Source organism: Paraburkholderia sp. IW21 (assembly GCF_041321145.1).
Lineage (GTDB): Bacteria > Pseudomonadota > Gammaproteobacteria > Burkholderiales > Burkholderiaceae > Paraburkholderia.
Genome location: NZ_JBGGWA010000005.1, coordinates 80,917 through 97,583, shown reverse-complemented (window position 1 = coordinate 97,583; position 16,667 = coordinate 80,917). Strand labels below are relative to the sequence as shown.

The window sequence follows — 16,667 nt, the reverse complement described above, 5'->3', positions numbered from 1 at the left end:
CGGATCACCACGAGCATGACCAGTACACGGCGACCAGGCGGTTACGCTTGGCCGTCGTTTTCATTTACCGCCGTTGTTGCGCAACGTGCAACGACGCCAGCGTTCTAGCGTAGGGCTTGATGCCCGAACCAATCAGCCACAATCCGAACAGTGCTGCGGGAGCCGCCGTGCACGCCACCGCATAGCGCAAAGCGCTGTCGCGATGAAATACGTGATCGGTGACGAGCGCGACGATGGTCGGCCCCAGTCCGATGCCCAGCAATCCGGCGAGCAGCAGATACACGGCGATGGCCTGGCCCCGCATGCGGTTGGGTACGGCCGCTTGAATCGCCGCAGGTGCCGCCGACTGCGCAATGCCGAGACCAAACACGCTGACGAACAGCAGCGCGAACGCCAGACGAGCGTCCGGCATTAGCGGCCACAGCATGCACGGCAGCGCGAACACCGCTGAGCCGAGCAGCGCGACGCGAAAGCGTGCCGCCGGCACGCCGCGCGCCGTCCACGCATCGCTGAGAAAGCCGCACACCAGAGTGCCTCCTGCGCCTGCAATGGCAATGATCAAGCCGAGCACCGGACCCGAACGCGTCGGCGGCATACCGAAGGTACGCTCGAATAATGCGGGTGCCCAGGCAAGCGCGCCATAGCCGATGATCGACAGCAATGCCGGGTAAGTCAGCACGCTGGCAAACGTGGCGGCGTGCAGGCGCAGATAACGCACGAAATCACCCACCGAGGCGTCCTCGGCCATATCGATTCCAGCGCTTGTCACCGCCACCTCCTGACGCGCCGGTTCGCGCACCGTCGCCAACAACAGCAGCGCCAAGGGCACGGCAGGCAGCGCAGCCGCGACAAATGCGAGGCGCCAGGCCGGCACGCGGCCGAAACCCGCAATCCCCAGACCGTGCGGCGGAATCGCCGCCAGCAACCAGCCGCCGAGCAGTAACGACGCGCCGGAACCGATCGCAATTGAAACGTAGTAGATCGCCATCGCACGGCCGCGTTGCGCCGGCGCAATGCAATCCGCGATCAACGAATAGGCAGCTGGCGCGAGCACCGCTTCGCCGATTCCAACCCCGACCCGCGCGAGCAGCAGGTGGGTATAACTCTGGCCGAACGCGAACAGCGCAGTGGCCGCACCCCAGAACAGCAGCGCTGCGAAAATCAGATTGCGGCGGTTGCCGCGATCCACGAGGCGGCCGAGCGGCAACCCGGCCAGTGTGTAAAAGATCGCGAACGCGTAGCCCTGCAATAGACTGAATGCCGTATCCGAGATGCCGAACTCTTTGCGCAAAGGATGTACCAGCAGTGCGGGCAATTGACGGTCGAGTTGAGACAGCAACGTGGCCGCGAATAGCACGGCGATGACGTACCAGGCGTAGCGGGCCGATGGATAGACGGGTGCTGTGCCGGCTGACGCGGCGGTCGCTGAGGTGGACGACGAGGTGGACACGCTTTGCTGCGTCCGGGGCGTGAAGGTGGTGGACAAAGCAGGACTCCCGAGGCAGATGGACGACCGCCCGCGCGAGGCGGGCGGTGTCGTTCGGCATGGCATACCGTGAGTTGTAAGAAGGGCGCTGCCGCAGCGCAATGGGTTTTGGCCCGCTTACCGCTCGAGCGCAGCCTCGCCGCGTGCCTTAACCGCTTCGTAGAAGTCGCGTTTGAGCGTCGGGTAGTAGGCAATCTGGCCGCCCATGCCGCCGGCGATATCGATCGATGCCGCGCTGATGAAACTCGCGTAGTCGCTGGACAGAAACAGCGCCATGCCCGCGACATCTTCTGGTTTGCCGAAACGGCCGATCGGCACGACCTTCAGCACCATGTTGTCGAACTCTTCACGCGTGCAGCCTGCCGGCATCTCGCGATAGTGGCGGTCCCATTGACCCGTGTCGATCCAGCCCATGTTCAGGGTGTTGACGAGGATGTTGTCTTTCGCGAGCGACATGCCAAGCGATTTCGACATTGCCACGCAGGCCGCGCGATTGACGACCGACGGAATGCCGTCGGGCGTCGGCACGACGCCCGCGAGCGCGTTGATCTCGATGATTCGGCCCCAGCGTTGCTTGCGCATATGCGGCACTACCGCTTGCACGAAGCGGAAATGCCCCATTTGCAGAATGTTGGCGTGCTCGAGGATCTGTTCGGGCGTCAGCGTTTCGAGGTTGCCGCCACGACCCTGGCCGGCATTGTTGATCAGCACGTCCACACCGCCCCAGCTTTGCACCACATGTCCCACGAACTGTTTGACGCCGTCGGTATCGGTCACGTCGACCGAGTGCGCGATCACGGCGGACGCGCCACGCACTTTCAGGTCTTCCGCAACGGCTTCAAGGTCGGCGCTGGTGCGCGCACAAATGGCGACGCGCGCACCTTCGGCTGCAAAGGCCCGCGCGATTGCGCGGCCGATGCCGCGTGATGCGCCGGTGACGATCACGCGCTTGCTGCTCAGGTCGATCTGCATATGTCTCCTCATGTCGGGGCCCAGCAATGGATCGCCCGCCGGGTGGTGTCTGGTTTTTATAATCTAAACAGAATTGTGATAAATGTACAGATAAACCGTGGCAAAGTTCTTCGCGTATGCGACTAGTCCATCGCCACATGTGCGTCGGCAGGCGCAACGCGCGAGTGACGGGCCGGGCGAATAATGGCCAGCAAAGGAATCACCAGCAGGGTGGCGATGAACATCAGCTTGAAGTCGTCGATATACGCGATCATCGAGGCCTGTTGGGTGAGCTGCATGTCCAGCAGCGCAATTGCGCTCGGCGAATGCAGATCGACTTGGTTCTGCACCACGGCGTCGTACACTGACACATGGGTGGCCAGCGATGCGTGCATCACCTGGGTGTTGCGCGTTATGAGGGTCTGGACCACCGAAATTCCGATGCTGCTGCCGATGTTGCGCATCAGGCTGTAGATCGCGGTGCCGTCGCTGCGCAGTTCGCCGGACAGCGTGGAGAAGGTGACTGAACTAAGCGGCACGAACACAAGGCCTAGGCCGAAACCCTGTACCACACCGGGCCAGACAATGTCCGACGGCGACAGCACCAGCGAATAGTGGGTCATCTGCCACAGCGCGAACGCCGAGATCAGAAAGCCCGTGACGAGTAGCACACGCACGTCGAACCGGCCGATCAGACGGCCCACGACCATCATGGCGATCATTGTGCCGACGCCGCTCGGCGCGCTGACGAGACCCGCGGTGGCGGCGTCGTAATTCATCAGCGATTGCAGCATTGGCGGCAGGAGTGCACGCGTAGCGTACATCACGGCGCCGACCACGAAGATGAAGAACACGCCCGTGACGAAATTGCGATCCTTCAACAACTGATAGCGGAAAAAAGAGCGCGGCCCCGCAGTCGCCGTATGGGCAATGAAGAAGGCGAAACTGATGACGGCTACCAGCGCTTCGGCGCGGATTTCCATCGAACTGAACCAGTCGAGCTGTTCGCCACGATCGAGTAGCGCCTGCAATGCGCCGACGGCCAGACTCAGGGTGGCGAAGCCGAAAAAATCGAACCGCTCGCCGAGCCTGTGGCGGTTTTCCGGCAAATAGGCGAGTGTGCCGAACAGCGCGAAGGCACCCACCGGCAGATTGATGAAGAACACCCAGCGCCAGTTATAGCTTTCGGTCAGCCAGCCGCCGAGCGTGGGCCCGAGAATCGGCCCGACCATCACGCCCATACCCCACACGGCCATCGCCTGGCCCTGCTTTTCGCGCGGATTGATATCGAGCAGGATGGATTGCGAGAGCGGCACCAGCGACGCGCCGAAGATCCCTTGCAACAGCCGCGCGATGATGATTTGCGGCAGCGAGTCCGCCAGACCGCAGAGGCCGGAAGCGATGGTAAAGCCCGTGATCGACGCCGCCAGCAGATGCTTGACGCCGAAGCGGGTGGCAAGCCATCCGGTGAGCGGCGTGGCGATGGCCGCAGACACGATATACGAGGTGAGAACCCACGTGATTTCGTCCTGCGACGCGGACAGCGCACCCTGCATATGCGGCAGTGCCACGTTGGCGATCGTGCTGTCGAGTGATTGCATCAGCGTGGCCAGCATGATCGACACGGTGATGAGCGGTCGGTTGAGCCCGGCGCCGGGATGCAGCGGCTGGGCGGGTGCCGTGGAATGTCCTGCCATAACGTAGGGGCCTCAGTTGCGTCACGCGCAAAATTAATAAGCGTGCTTATTGTAATTGAGACAGATATCGCAGTAATGTTCACATTTGGCTAAATTGACTCGTATAATCGCCGGCATGGAAAACGGCTACGACAATCGCCTGGGCTTTCTGATCACGGACGCGGGCCGGCTGTGCGGCCGTCTTTTCGATGAGCGCGCCAAGGCTCGCCTCGGTTTGACGCGTGCCCAGAGCCGAGTGCTGGCTTACCTGTCGTGGTATGGCGAGACGAATCAGGCGAGGCTTGCCGAGACGCTCGAGATTTCGCCGATTTCGTTGACGAGGCTGCTGGACAGAATGACCGAAGGCGGCTGGGTGATGCGGGTGGCGGATGCCAGCGATCGGCGGGCTTACTGCGTGAAAGCGACCCGGAAAGCACGCGCGGCGCTCGTTCAGGTGCTGGATGTCGGCGATCGGGTTGCGGACGAAGCTTTAGCCGGTTTCGATGCTCGCGAGCGTGAAGTGCTGATGGGGTTGTTGCATCGTATGAGGGCAAATCTGGCCTATGCGATCGCGAGTTGCGGCACGGCCGAGGTATGAGCGGGTGCTGTACCTGGCCAGCCTGCGCGCTATGCGCTATGTGCCTGAATCAGGAATTCCTGCAACTGCCGCGCCGCCGGCGCAATCTCTCCGCCAGGGCGCCATAGCAAGCCGACTTCCATCGGTGGGATCGGGTCGACGAGAGGCCGCGCATCGATCCGCGTTCCGTCGAGCGACCAGGCTCTAAACAGCATATCCGACAGAACGGTTACGCCGAAGCCGTTGGCTACCAGCCCTCGCACGGCTTCCATGGACCCGGTTCGAAACGCGATATTCGGCTCCAATCCGGCCGTGCGCCAATAGCGCATCATCGAAGCCTCGCCTTCGTCGACGGTGAGCACAATGCCCGGATGCGCAGCCACATCAGCCAGCGAAACACTCGGCAGCATGGCTAACGGATGCGAAGGCGCTGTCCACAACTGCCGCCGCGAACGAATCAGAATCTGGTGTCCCAACTCGCCGAGGCGTTCGACGTTCGACACGAGCGTGACGCCGAGATCGATGCCGCCTCGCAATACCGCTTCTTCAATAACGGGGCGGTCCATATCCCGCAGATCAAGTTCGATCGCAGGAAAACTTGCGCGAAATCGCGCCAGTAATTCCGGCAAAAAATAGCCCAGCACCGCATACGAGGCGGCAATTCGCACTGTGCCCGAACTGGCCCGGGCGCCCGACCGCGGCTTGTGCAGCGCGTCACGTACCGATTCCAGCACGTGCCGTGCGTGATTGTAGAAATCGTGACCGTCGGCGGTGAGTGTCACGCCGTGCGCGCCGCGGTCGAATAAGCGCGCACCGAGCGCCTGTTCCAGCGCGATTACGGCATTCGTGATCGCCGATTGCGACACATGCTCGCTCGCGGCAGCCATCGAAAACTGTCCCGCGCGGGCAGCGGCGACAAAGTAGCGGAGTTGTCTGAGGGTGATGTCTTTGGCCATGCGTTTTTCGGATGCGAGGCTTGCGTTTTTGTGGTTTTACCGCTGGAATCGGCCTGCCTATACTGACCCGAAACCAGTATCGGAGACAAGCCCATGAACGCGCCAGCATCGCCCGCTCAAGAAGCGGAGCTAGCCGCCGTCTCGCTCGACGACAAATACACCCTGAACCAAGGCCGTGTTTATATCAGCGGGACTCAGGCATTGGCGCGCTTGCCGATGTTACAGAAAGAACGCGACCGCCGCGCGGGTCTGAATACCGCCGGCTATATCTCGGGCTATCGCGGCTCGCCGCTCGGCGCGCTGGATATGGCGCTATGGAAGGCCAAAAGCCATCTGAAAGCGCATGACGTCGTGTTTCAGCCGGGCGTCAACGAAGACCTCGCGGCTACCGCCGTGTGGGGCTCGCAGCAGATCAATCTATGGCCCGGCGCGACCTGCGACGGCGTATTCGGCATGTGGTACGGCAAAGGGCCGGGCGTCGACCGCACCGGCGACGTGTTCCGTCACGCGAACTCCGCGGGCACCGACCGGCACGGCGGCGTGCTGGTGCTGGCAGGCGACGATCATGGCGCGAAGTCCTCCTCTGTGGCGCATGAATCGGAGCATGCGTTCATTGCAAGCGGGATTCCGGTGCTGTATCCGTCCAGCGTGCAGGAATATATCGACTACGGTTTGCACGGTTGGGCGATGAGCCGCTATTCGGGCCTGTGGGTCGCAATGAAATGCGTGACGGACGTGGTGGAGTCGACCGCATCGATCGAGATCGATCCCGAGCGCGTACAGATCACGCTGCCGGACGATTACCCGATGCCCGAGGGCGGCCTGAATATCCGCTGGCCGGATCCGCCGCTCGCGCAGGAAGCGCGGTTGCTCGACCACAAATGGTATGCGGCGCTTGCGTACGTGCGCGCCAACAAACTGAACCGCGTAGTGATCGATTCGCCCGCCCCGCGTTTTGGCATCATGACCGCGGGCAAGGCTTATCTCGACGTGCGTCAGGCGCTCCTCGACCTCGGCCTCGACGACGCTACATGCGCGCGAGTGGGCATCCGCGTGTTGAAAGTGGGTTGTGTCTGGCCGCTCGATGCGCAGGACGCGCGCCACTTCGCGACCGGCTTGCAGGAAATCCTGGTCGTCGAAGAAAAGCGCCAGATTCTCGAATACGCGCTGAAAGAAGAGCTGTACAACTGGCGCGACGACGTGCGTCCGAAAGTCTATGGCAAGTTCGACGAGCGCGACAACGAGGGCGGTGAGTGGTCGGTGCCGCGTGGCGACTGGCTGTTGCCGGCGCATCACGAACTGTCGCCGGCGTTGATCGCCAAGGCGATCGCGCGGCGTCTCGCGAAGGCCGATTTGCCCGCCGACGTTGCCGCAGGAATCGCCGGGCGCGTCGCCTTGATCGAAGCGAAGGAGCGCGAGGCGGCCAGGCCGCGCGTCACAGTGGAGCGCAAGCCGTGGTTCTGTTCGGGTTGCCCGCACAACACGTCGACGCGGGTTCCGGATGGTTCGCGAGCACTGGCGGGTATCGGTTGCCACTATATGGCGATGTGGATGGACCGCAATACCGACACCTTCAGCCAGATGGGCGGCGAGGGCGTGGCGTGGCTCGGCCAGATGCATTTCACGAGCGATAAGCACGTGTTCGTCAACCTTGGCGATGGCACCTATTTCCACTCCGGCCTGCTGGCGATCCGTGCGGCGATTGCTGCGAGCGCGAACGCCACCTACAAGATTCTCTATAACGACGCGGTTGCCATGACCGGTGGCCAGCCGGTCGACGGCGTGCTGACGGTCCCGCAGATCGCATTTCAGGTCGTCGCCGAAGGGGCGAAACGGGTAGTGATCGTCACCGACGAGCCAGAGAAATACTCGGCGGCCGTGCCATTGCCATCTGACGTTCAGGTCCATCATCGCGACCGGCTCGATGCGATCCAGCGCGAGTTACGCGACACGGCTGGTACCACCGTGCTGATTTACGACCAGACCTGCGCGACGGAGAAACGTCGGCGGCGCAAGCGCGGCACGTACCCGGATCCGGCCAGACGCGCCTTCATCAACGACGCGGTCTGCGAGGGCTGCGGCGATTGCTCGGTGCAGTCGAACTGTCTGTCGGTCGAACCGCTCGAGACGTCGCTCGGCACCAAACGTAAGATCAATCAGTCGTCGTGCAACAAGGATTTTTCGTGCGTGAAGGGCTTCTGTCCGAGCTTTGTCACAGCGGAAGGTGCGCAAGTGAAGAAGCCGGCCCGTGCCACACAAGGTAACAGTCGCATGCCGGATTTTGCGGCGCTGACACAGCCGCGGGCCGAACCGCTCGCGCAACGCTACGGCATTCTTGTGACCGGCGTCGGCGGTACAGGCGTCGTCACGATCGGCGGGCTGATCGGCATGGCCGCGCATCTGGAACGCAAGGGCGTCGTCGTGCTCGATATGGCTGGGCTAGCGCAGAAAGGTGGCGCGGTGCTGAGCCATATTCAGCTTGCGCCGACCCCCGACGCGCTGCACGCGACGCGCATCGGCACCGGCGAGGCGCGGCTCATCATCGGTTGCGATGCGATCGTGTCGGCGTTGCCGGAAGTGCTTTCGAAGATGCGTCTCGACGTCACGCGCGCGGCGATCAATAGCGGTGCAACACCCACGGCTGAGTTTGTGAAAAATCCGCATTGGGTATTTCCCGGCGCGCAGACGGAGCAGGATCTGCGCGCCAATATCGGCGAGCATTGCGCATTTGTCGATGCCAACCAGCTCGCGCTGACATTGCTGGGCGACACGATCTACGCGAACCCGTTGCTGCTGGGCTATGTGTGGCAGAAGGGCTGGCTGCCGCTTTCGCATGCAAGTCTGCTGCGCGCCATCGAACTGAATGGCGTGGCAGTCGAGAAGAACCGTCTCGCGTTCGACTGGGGGCGCTATATCGCCGAACACGGCGCGCAGGCAGCGGATCAGTGGGTGCCGCGGCCAACGCGTGACGTAGCGCAAACGCAGGCGGTCGTGCTGCCATTGCCGCAGTCGGTGGAGAAACTGATCGAACTGCGCGCGCAGGCGCTCGTCGGGTATCAGGACGAGCGCTATGCAGAGCGTTACCGACACGTGGTGGGACGACTACGTGCGAGGGAATCGCAAATCAGCGGCGATACGCAGATGCCCCTTACGCGCGCCATCGCGCAGAATCTCGCGAAGCTGATGAGCTACAAGGACGAATACGAAGTCGCGCGGCTCTATGCCGACCCGTCCTATCTCGACAAGCTGCGCGCCCAGTTCGAAGGCGAGCCGGGCAAAGACTACGCGCTCAGGTTCTATCTCGCCCCGCCTTTGCTCGCCAGGCGCGATGAGCATGGCCACCTGATCAAGCGCCGCTTTGGACCATGGGTGCTGCCCATGTTTCGCATGCTGGCTAAGTTCAAAGGTCTGCGCGGCGGCGCCTTCGATATCTTCGGCAAGACTGCGGAACGGCGCATGGAGCGGCAACTTATCGAGGACTACATCGCACTGGTGGAAACGTTTTGCGCTTCACTGAATGCGGACAATCTCGATGTGGCGATCCGGCTCGCGAAGTTGCCGGACGAGATTCGAGGATTTGGTCACGTCAAGGAACGCAATATCCACGCTGTGGAGAAAAAGCGCCAAGCGTTGATGACGGAGTATGCGCTGGCAGGGGGGCCGAACCAGCCGAAGCAGAAGGAGTCGCAAGACGAGCGGCTCGTAGTGTGACCTGATCAGACGGAAGGGCGCTTGCGTGAAGCAAGCGCCCCTCGTCATGCTCAGCACCGGCTCAACAGAATCTCCGCCAGCTTCACCGGCTCGCTGATCATCGCGTTGTGGCAGGTATCGAGTTCAATCACTTCGTCCACTCCGCCCAGGTTGCCGATGAACTCGCGTTGCGCCTTCGGCCGCAGCGCACGGTCGCGTTGAGTGAGCACCCAGCTCATCGGGACGCGCGGCAATGTCGAACGATCGACCGGTTCGGTCGTCACTCGGGTGCTTTCGGCGCACAGACCCGCCACGACGCGTTGCTTCTGTTCCCGCGTCATACCGTTGGCAAATACCCAACGCGCAATGAACGCGGGGAACGGTGCACTGACAGCGGTGCGCCGTGCGGCACGCGACGCGATCACGTTCATCGGCGCGTGCAGTGTGTCGAGCACGGTCTTACCGTCAGGCGGGATGCAGCAGGCGATGAAAACCATCCGTTGCACCAGCGCGGGTCCGAGCCGCGCGGCCACACCGGGCAGCGTGATCCCCGCCATCGAATGGCCGACCAGCATCACCCGTTCCGGCCGCGTCACAAGAATTTGCGCCGTCACGCTCTCGACGCATTGTTCGATGGTCAGCGTCGCCAGATTGCCTGGTTCATTGCCGTGGCCGGGCAGATCCACGGCGAGTACCCGCGCTGAAGGATCACGCGCGCGCAATGCGTCGACGGTGGGCTGCCAGCACGCACCGCTATGCTGGCCACCGTGCACCAGTACGATAGTGGACTTGCCGGCGGCCTTCGGTTTTGCAACTGAAACATCGAAGACCGGGCGCGCCTGAGACGATTGCTGCGCGCTCAATATGCTTCTCTGCCGCGCGCGGCGAACAACGCCCGCATCGGCGCTAGTGTCGGCGCATGGCTCGTGAAGCCGCCATCGACGGGGAGTGTCGCTCCGGTAATGAACGCAGCTTCGTCCGAAGCGAGAAAACACACGACATCCGCCACATGCTTCGGTTTGCCGAGATAGGGCGTCAGGTGGCCGTCGAGAATGACGGTCTTGATGTCGTCGGGCAGCGGATGCGCGCCACCGTTCTCCGCGACCACGAGACCGATCTGAATCGTGTTCGAGCGAATCCCTTGCTTGCCATACTGCGCGGCAATCGATTTGCTCAGAATCGTCAAGCCGGCTTTCGAAGCCGCATACGCGCTCAAAGTGAAATCGCCCTGCGCGCCGAAACCGGACGACGCATGAATGATCGAGCCGCCGCCCATCTTCAGCATTGCGGGAATCGCGTGCTTCGAACACAACATCGGGCCGCGCAGATTGACCGCCATCGCGCGATCCCATGCTTCGACTTCGACGTTGCACACATCGCGGTCACCGTTGCGTTGTGCGGCGTCGAGCACGGCCGCATTGTTGTGCAGGATGTCGATGCGTCCAAAGCGCTCCAGCACGGCTGCGATCATTGCCTTGACCTCGGTCTCGGACGAGACGTCGGTGCGCAGGCCCAACGCCCGTTCACCGATCGACGCGGCCACCGCCACCGCCGCATCGCCGTCGATGTCCACCACGGCTACGCGCGCGCCTTGCGCCGCGAGGCCGCGGGCGCAGGCCGCACCGAGTCCGCCACCCGCGCCGGTGACGATCGCAACCTTGCCTTCGAGCTTGCCGGCTGTCGCCTGCGTGGCGCCAGTATCGCCAGAACCGCCAATACCGCTAGTCATCTGCTCATTCTCCAGTGAAAACAGGGGTGCGCTTTTCCTTGAAGGCCAGCGCGGCTTCCTTCACATCGTCGCTCGGGGCGAGCAGCGCAAACAGATCGAGCTCGCGATCCAGGCCGCGGCGCAGATCGAGTTCGAGCGCGGCGCGCGCCGCCTGCTTGACGTAGATCGTGGCCGCAGGCGATTTCGCGGCGAGCCGGTCCGCCAGCGTTTGCACTTCGGCGATCAGACTGTCGGGCGTCGTCGAAATGCGCGTGACGAGGCCGATTTCCTTCGCTTGCTCTGCATTCATGCGATCGCCGGTCAGGAGCACGTCGAGCGCGCGGCCATGGCCGACCACTCGCGCGAGACGCTGCGTGCCGCCGCCGCCCGGAATCAGGCCGAGGCCGGTTTCCGGCAGCGCGAGCACGGTATCGGGCGAGGCGAAGCGGATATCGCAGGCGAGCGCGATCTCGAGGCCCCCGCCCATGCAGAAGCCGTGCAGCGCGGCGAGCACCGGCTTCTGAACCTGATCGAGCGCTTCGATCCAGCGCGAGCGTTCCATGCGCCGCCGCACTTGCAGCGACGATTCGGACCCGCGCTTTTCCTTGATATCCGCGCCTGCACAGAAGCCGCGCGGGCCTTCACCGCGCAGCACGATCACGTGAACGTCGGGATCGCTGTCGAGAAGATGCAGCGCTTGCGGCACGCCACGGCGAATTTCGTCGTTGATCGCGTTGATCTGCTCCGGCCGGTTCAGCACGATCCACGCAGTTTTGCCACTGCGCTCGATGCGCACGGTAGGGTTGATCGTCAGCCCATTCATGGTGGGAGTCCCCTCGTGGGTAGTCAGCATTTAACGGGGTGCCTGAAATTCTTCGAACTCGAACAACTGGCCGTCGAGTTCCGCGGGGTGGATGCGAATCAGCGAACGGCCGCCTACGGCTTCGGACGACTCGACCCAGTCGAAACCGATGCCGCGCGCCCTGAGTTCTTCGGCCTTGACTTGCAGGCCATTCACCGCGATCCGCACGAAATACGGACCCGGGCCCCAGCTGTTCAGGTAGCGGCCCGCCTCGCCGTCCCAGCGGGTCGCTTCGAGCACGTCGAGCGATGCGCTGTTGGGCAACGTGAAGCCCATTCGCGCGCGCCGATAGCCTTCGCTGACCAGTGTTTCCACCGCGCCGACCGGTTCCCAGTCGAGATTCGCCGAGCAGCGGCGCAGGGTGTCGTCGAGATCGCGCACGAGAAAGCCGCGTGCGGTGACACGCACCAGTTGGCCGGGCTGCAGATCGCGAGGTTGCGGTGCCGGCGTCGCGAAAGTTTCAGGCGGCAGTTGCAGCGGCTCCATCGGCATGATCTCGATGCACAGGCCACCGTCCACGGAAGGTTCGTACTCGGGACGCTCAGGCGTCACACCAACCCACAAACGGTCAAAGGGCATTTCCGGGGTGCGCTGCGCCATCCGGAACGGCAGGCGGCGGCGCATCAGGCGCTCGACGGTCTGCTCGAACTTCGGACCATGCGCGGCCACCACGATCGAATGCGTGAGAATCGGCCGATGCTTGCCCTGAAACGCTTCGAGGCTCTGCAGGAAATGATGGAACGACGGGTCGCCGGGATTCGGGCGATCCAGATGCACTTGCGGCTCGACGCGCGTCGGCGCCACCGCGAGCGACTTGTGGACGCGCAGAAAATGGGCGATGTACGGATGGTTGTCGAACGCCTGGCGCCAGTTCGGATGTTTGTGAATTCCCAGCTTGTTGACCAGCAATTCGGTCATCCCGTCCGGGTCCGGAACCATCATGTCGGCGGTCATCAGCAGATCGAACATATCGGTGAATCTCCAAAGAGTGTTGGATGAACAGCTTGTCAGGACTCCTGGCGGGCCACTGGCGCGGCGGTGTGCAGGCGGGTGGCCGAGGCGGCGTTCGCGGTTGGCGTGGCCTCGGCAGGCCCGGCGCCGGAGCCGCCGCGCAGCTGCTCGGCTTTTGGCCGCAGCAGGAAATAGGAGAGCGCTGGAATCAGCACCAGGGCGCCGACCATGTTCCACAGGAACATGAAGGTGAGCAGGATGCCCATGTCGGCCTGGAATTTGATCGGCGACCAGACCCACGTGACGACGCCGCCCGCGAGCGTGAAGCCGACCAGCATCACGACCTTGCCGGTGAACATCAGCGCGTCGCGATAGGCTTCGCGCAGCGTGGCGCCAGCGCGTTGCCGCGCGAGTTGCACGGAGAGCAGATACAGTGCGTAGTCGACGCCGATCCCGACGCCGAGTGCGATCACCGGCAGCGTGGCGACCTTCACGCCGATGCCGAGCAGCACCATCAATGCTTCGCACAACACCGAGGTGAGCATCAGTGGAATCAGCGCGACAACCACCGCGCGCCACGTACGGAAGGTAATGAAGCAGAGGATCGCCACCGACGCGTAGACCAGTAACAGCATCTCGCGATTGGCCTGCTCGACAACGATATTGGTCGCAGCGTCGATGCCCGCTGAACCAGCGGCAAGCAGGAAATGCCGCTCGGGTGTGTCGTGAGCCGCGGCGAAATCGTTCACCACGTGAACCACGCGCGTCAGCGTCTCGGCCTTGTGGTCGCTCAGGAAGACAAGTAGCGGGGCAACCGTGCGGTCGGCGTTGGTCAGCTCGGGCATGGCCACCACTACGTTGGAAAATGCGTCGCCGGAGACGAACGGATCACGGTTCACGGTCAGCCACTTGGGCGAGCCTTCGAAGTTGCCGGCCGTGTACTGCCGGACCACGCTGGCTGCCGACACCGTGCCGCGCACGCCTTCAGTCTCGCGCAGCTTTGCTTCGAGGCGGTCCATCTCGGTCAACGTCGGGAAGCTTTCCACACCACCGGCCGGCGTCTTGACGATCACTGCGAAGACATCGCTCGACAGGTTGTAGTGCTGGTTGACGAACGCGTTATCGCGGTTGTAGCGCGAATTCGTTTTCAGTTCGGGCGCGCCTGAATCCAGGTCGCCCACCTGCAGATGCGTGCTGATCGCAAAACCGCCGATGAACAGCACCAGCGCGCCGGCCATTGCACCAGTGGCCCAGCGGCGGGTGGAAAAGCGGTCGAAGGCCTGATAGCTGCGCACCACGAAGCCGCGTTTCGCTTGCGGATCGGCGCCCAGGCGCGCGCGGCGCACCGCGGACCGGCTCACGCCCGTGTATGACAGCAGCACGGGTAGCAGCACGAGGTTCGTGAAGATCAGTACCCCCACGCCGATGCTGGCGGCGAGCGCGAGATTACGAATCACCGGTACGTCGATGATCATCAGCACCGCGAAGCCGACCACGTCGGCGAGGAGGGCGGTCAGGCCGGCGAGAAACAGGCGCCGGAACGTATGGCGGGCGGCGGCATAGCGATGTACGCCGCGTGCGACGTCACGGGTAATACCGTTCATTTTCTGCGCGCCGTGCGAGACGCCGATCGCGAAGACAAGGAACGGCACGAGAATCGAATAGGGGTCGATCGATAAACCGAGCCACTGCACGATGCCGAGCTGCCAGATAACCGCGGCGGCGGAACACAGCACGACCAGCCCCGTGCTGCGCAGACAGCGCGTGTACGCATAGAGCGCGAGCGCGGCGATCAGTGCGGAAATGCCGAAGTAGATCAACACGCCGTCGAGACCATCGATCAGATCGCCCGCGAGCTTCGCGAAGCCGACGATGTGAATCCTGACGTTGGGGGTTTCAAGCGAACGGATCTGCTTTTCCAGATCGTGCGAGAGCTCGCGGTAATTCAGGGGTGCGCCGGTGGCGGGGTCCTTGTCGAGCAGCGGCACGAACACCACGCTGGAACGCTCGTTGTTGGCGACGACCGAGCCGCCGATGCCGGCGCGTGCCACGTTGCGGCGCAGTTCGTCGAGGCTTGTCGTGGAGCCGTCGTAGGCTTCGGGCATCACGGGACCGCCGCGAAAGCCGTCTTCGGTGATTTCGGTCCAGCGCACCGACGGCGTCCACAGCGACTTCATGTAGGCGCGGTCCACGCCGCGCATCAGGAACACTTTGTCGTTGATCTTCTGCAGCGTGCGCAGATAGTCGGCATCGTAGATCGAACCGTTGGTGTTCTCCACGGAAATCCGCAGCGAATTGCCGAGCGCGCGCAATGACGCGGCGTTGTCGAGATAGTTGCGCACGAACGGGTGCGACTGCGGAATCATGTTCAGGAAGTTCGCGTTGACTTCCAGATGCCCGGCGCGGGCGCCGAACAGCGCCGTCAACAGCACGCAGACAATCACGATGAGCGCGCGATGATTGAAAATCAGCCGCTCGACTGGACCGCCGGAACGGCGGTCGAAGGGTTGCGCCGGTTGCGGTTGATCTTTCGCTGCGGACTGATCGGATGGGTTATCCATGTTGAATACCTGTAGTGATGCAATTCAATGGCGTTTGTGCGCCCGCTGCACGCTTACTGCACTTGCCGTGCTGCGTGCGCCTGTCCGGCTCAGCGCCGTGCACCAATCGCCTCGACGCTCATGCCGCTCGAACCGCCGAGCGCGACGCGATCCGTGCCGTCCGCGGCGATGCCTGCGAATAGCATCGGCGTATCGGCCGAGACGCGCTGGAAAGCGCCACTAACCGGATCGGCGACCAGCAGCGTCGCGCGGCTGCCGCAGATCACGATGCGGCCATCCCCGAGCACGGTGGCGCCGTTAAGCGTCGAATCCGTACCGGTGTCGGCTTTTTGCCAGCTCGTGCCCTGGTCGGAGCTCTGATAAACGGTGCCGCGCAGGCCGAAGGCAAAGAGCCGCTGGTCGTTACCGACAATGCCGAAGAAGCTGCCGCTATAGCCCGATTGCAGCCGCTTGAACTGGCCGCTCGCGCGATCGAGCCGGAATACGGTGCCGCGTTCTCCCGCGATGTACACCTCGCCGCCAATTCCGCGAATCGCGTTCAGATTCAGGAAGTCCGGGTTGTCGATGTGTTCGAGGCCGGGCTGCCAGGTTTTGCCGCCATCGGTTGTCGTGGCGAACGAACCGAACGAGCCGACCGCATAGCCCTGCATGGCGTTGTCGAACCAGACATCGAGATAGGGTAGTGACGGCCCCGCTTTGGCGTTGTTTTCTTCCTGCTTCTGATATGCGGAGGCATTCGCGTCGCCGCGTGCCACGGCTTCCCGGTAATAGGCGACGAAGCGCTCGTTGGAGATGCGTCCGTCGAGCTGTTTGCTCCAACTCGTGCCGCCGTTCGAGGTATGTAGAATCACGCCGTCGTGGCCGACCGCCCAGCCTCGCGACGGTGTGGGGAAGGTCACCGCAGTCAGATCGCTTTGCACCGGACTGGGGACCTGGCGCCAGTTATGCCCGTGGTCGTCGGATACGACGATCACGCCCCGCTGGCCGACACCGATGAGGCGCTGACCCGCGCTCGCCACGGCGGTCATCGGCCGGGTGGCGGGTGACACGACGGTGTCGGCGGGCGCGTCGAGCGGATCGACAAAGTGCGCCGCGTGGGCCGCCGGCGGCTCCGCGCTGGCCGTCGCGGCGAGCGAGGCAGCACTCGCGAGCGCCGCGACAATGGTCGTCAGACATTGCACTGACCGGAAAGTCATGGGTAAGTCTCCGCACACAGGTTGCCAATGCATCAGCAACGTATTGACCATTC

At 63.2% G+C, this 16,667-nt stretch carries 12 protein-coding genes; 2 read left to right on the top strand and 10 right to left on the bottom strand.

Translation table 11 applies throughout. The features are described 5' to 3' along the window. Positions 1–64: 64 nt before the first annotated feature. The 3 genes from ACAX43_RS13620 to ACAX43_RS13610 all read right to left on the bottom strand — a co-directional run bounded on the left by ACAX43_RS13620 (position 65) and on the right by ACAX43_RS13610 (position 4,134). Entirely contained in the window at positions 65–1,486 is a 1,422-nt protein-coding gene (locus ACAX43_RS13620) for an MFS transporter (RefSeq protein ID WP_370708920.1), read from the bottom strand. A 117-nt stretch (positions 1,487–1,603) separates the two neighbouring features. Continuing rightward, on the bottom strand, positions 1,604–2,458 hold the full coding sequence (locus ACAX43_RS13615; protein ID WP_370708919.1) for an SDR family oxidoreductase: 855 nt from the start codon (positions 2,456–2,458) through the stop codon (positions 1,604–1,606). 122 nt (positions 2,459–2,580) lie between these two features. Next, entirely contained in the window at positions 2,581–4,134 is a 1,554-nt protein-coding gene (locus ACAX43_RS13610) for a DHA2 family efflux MFS transporter permease subunit (RefSeq protein WP_370708918.1), read from the bottom strand. A gap of 115 nt (positions 4,135–4,249) precedes the next feature. Between ACAX43_RS13610 and ACAX43_RS13605 the strand changes: the two genes are divergently transcribed. After that, positions 4,250–4,711, top strand: coding sequence for a MarR family winged helix-turn-helix transcriptional regulator (locus ACAX43_RS13605; protein ID WP_370709328.1), 462 nt, complete (start codon positions 4,250–4,252; stop codon positions 4,709–4,711). A 29-nt stretch (positions 4,712–4,740) separates the two neighbouring features. On the opposite strand, the gene ACAX43_RS13600 is transcribed toward ACAX43_RS13605, so the two are convergent. Next, positions 4,741–5,646 (bottom strand): LysR family transcriptional regulator, encoded by a 906-nt coding sequence (locus ACAX43_RS13600; protein ID WP_370708917.1) that lies wholly within the window; start codon positions 5,644–5,646, stop codon positions 4,741–4,743. A 93-nt stretch (positions 5,647–5,739) separates the two neighbouring features. On the opposite strand from ACAX43_RS13600, the gene ACAX43_RS13595 reads away from it, so the two are divergent. Beyond that, positions 5,740–9,357 (top strand): indolepyruvate ferredoxin oxidoreductase family protein, encoded by a 3,618-nt coding sequence (locus tag ACAX43_RS13595; protein ID WP_370708916.1) that lies wholly within the window; start codon positions 5,740–5,742, stop codon positions 9,355–9,357. Between the two features lie 50 nt (positions 9,358–9,407). On the opposite strand, the gene ACAX43_RS13590 is transcribed toward ACAX43_RS13595, so the two are convergent. The 6 genes from ACAX43_RS13590 to ACAX43_RS13565 all read right to left on the bottom strand — a co-directional run bounded on the left by ACAX43_RS13590 (position 9,408) and on the right by ACAX43_RS13565 (position 16,614). Beyond that, positions 9,408–10,199 carry an alpha/beta fold hydrolase gene (locus tag ACAX43_RS13590; protein WP_370708915.1) on the bottom strand — a complete coding sequence of 264 codons (792 nt, stop codon included), beginning with the start codon at positions 10,197–10,199 and terminating at the stop codon, positions 9,408–9,410. After that, the gene (locus ACAX43_RS13585) at positions 10,196–11,065 is read right to left on the bottom strand and encodes an SDR family NAD(P)-dependent oxidoreductase (protein ID WP_370708914.1); all 870 of its coding nucleotides are present in this window, start codon (positions 11,063–11,065) and stop codon (positions 10,196–10,198) included. Before ACAX43_RS13585 ends, ACAX43_RS13590 begins: the two co-directional genes overlap by 4 nt. Before the next feature lie 4 nt (positions 11,066–11,069). Further along, positions 11,070–11,897 carry an enoyl-CoA hydratase/isomerase family protein gene (locus tag ACAX43_RS13580; protein WP_370708913.1) on the bottom strand — a complete coding sequence of 276 codons (828 nt, stop codon included), beginning with the start codon at positions 11,895–11,897 and terminating at the stop codon, positions 11,070–11,072. Beyond that, positions 11,898–12,875, bottom strand: a complete 978-nt coding sequence (locus ACAX43_RS13575) for a lactoylglutathione lyase (protein WP_370708912.1) — start codon at positions 12,873–12,875, stop codon at positions 11,898–11,900. It abuts the gene before it with no gap. Positions 12,876–12,913: 38 nt separating this feature from the next. After that, the gene (locus ACAX43_RS13570) at positions 12,914–15,418 is read right to left on the bottom strand and encodes an RND family transporter (protein ID WP_370708911.1); all 2,505 of its coding nucleotides are present in this window, start codon (positions 15,416–15,418) and stop codon (positions 12,914–12,916) included. 89 nt (positions 15,419–15,507) lie between these two features. Beyond that, positions 15,508–16,614, bottom strand: a complete 1,107-nt coding sequence (locus ACAX43_RS13565) for a WD40/YVTN/BNR-like repeat-containing protein (protein ID WP_370708910.1) — start codon at positions 16,612–16,614, stop codon at positions 15,508–15,510. Positions 16,615–16,667: the final 53 nt, after the last annotated feature.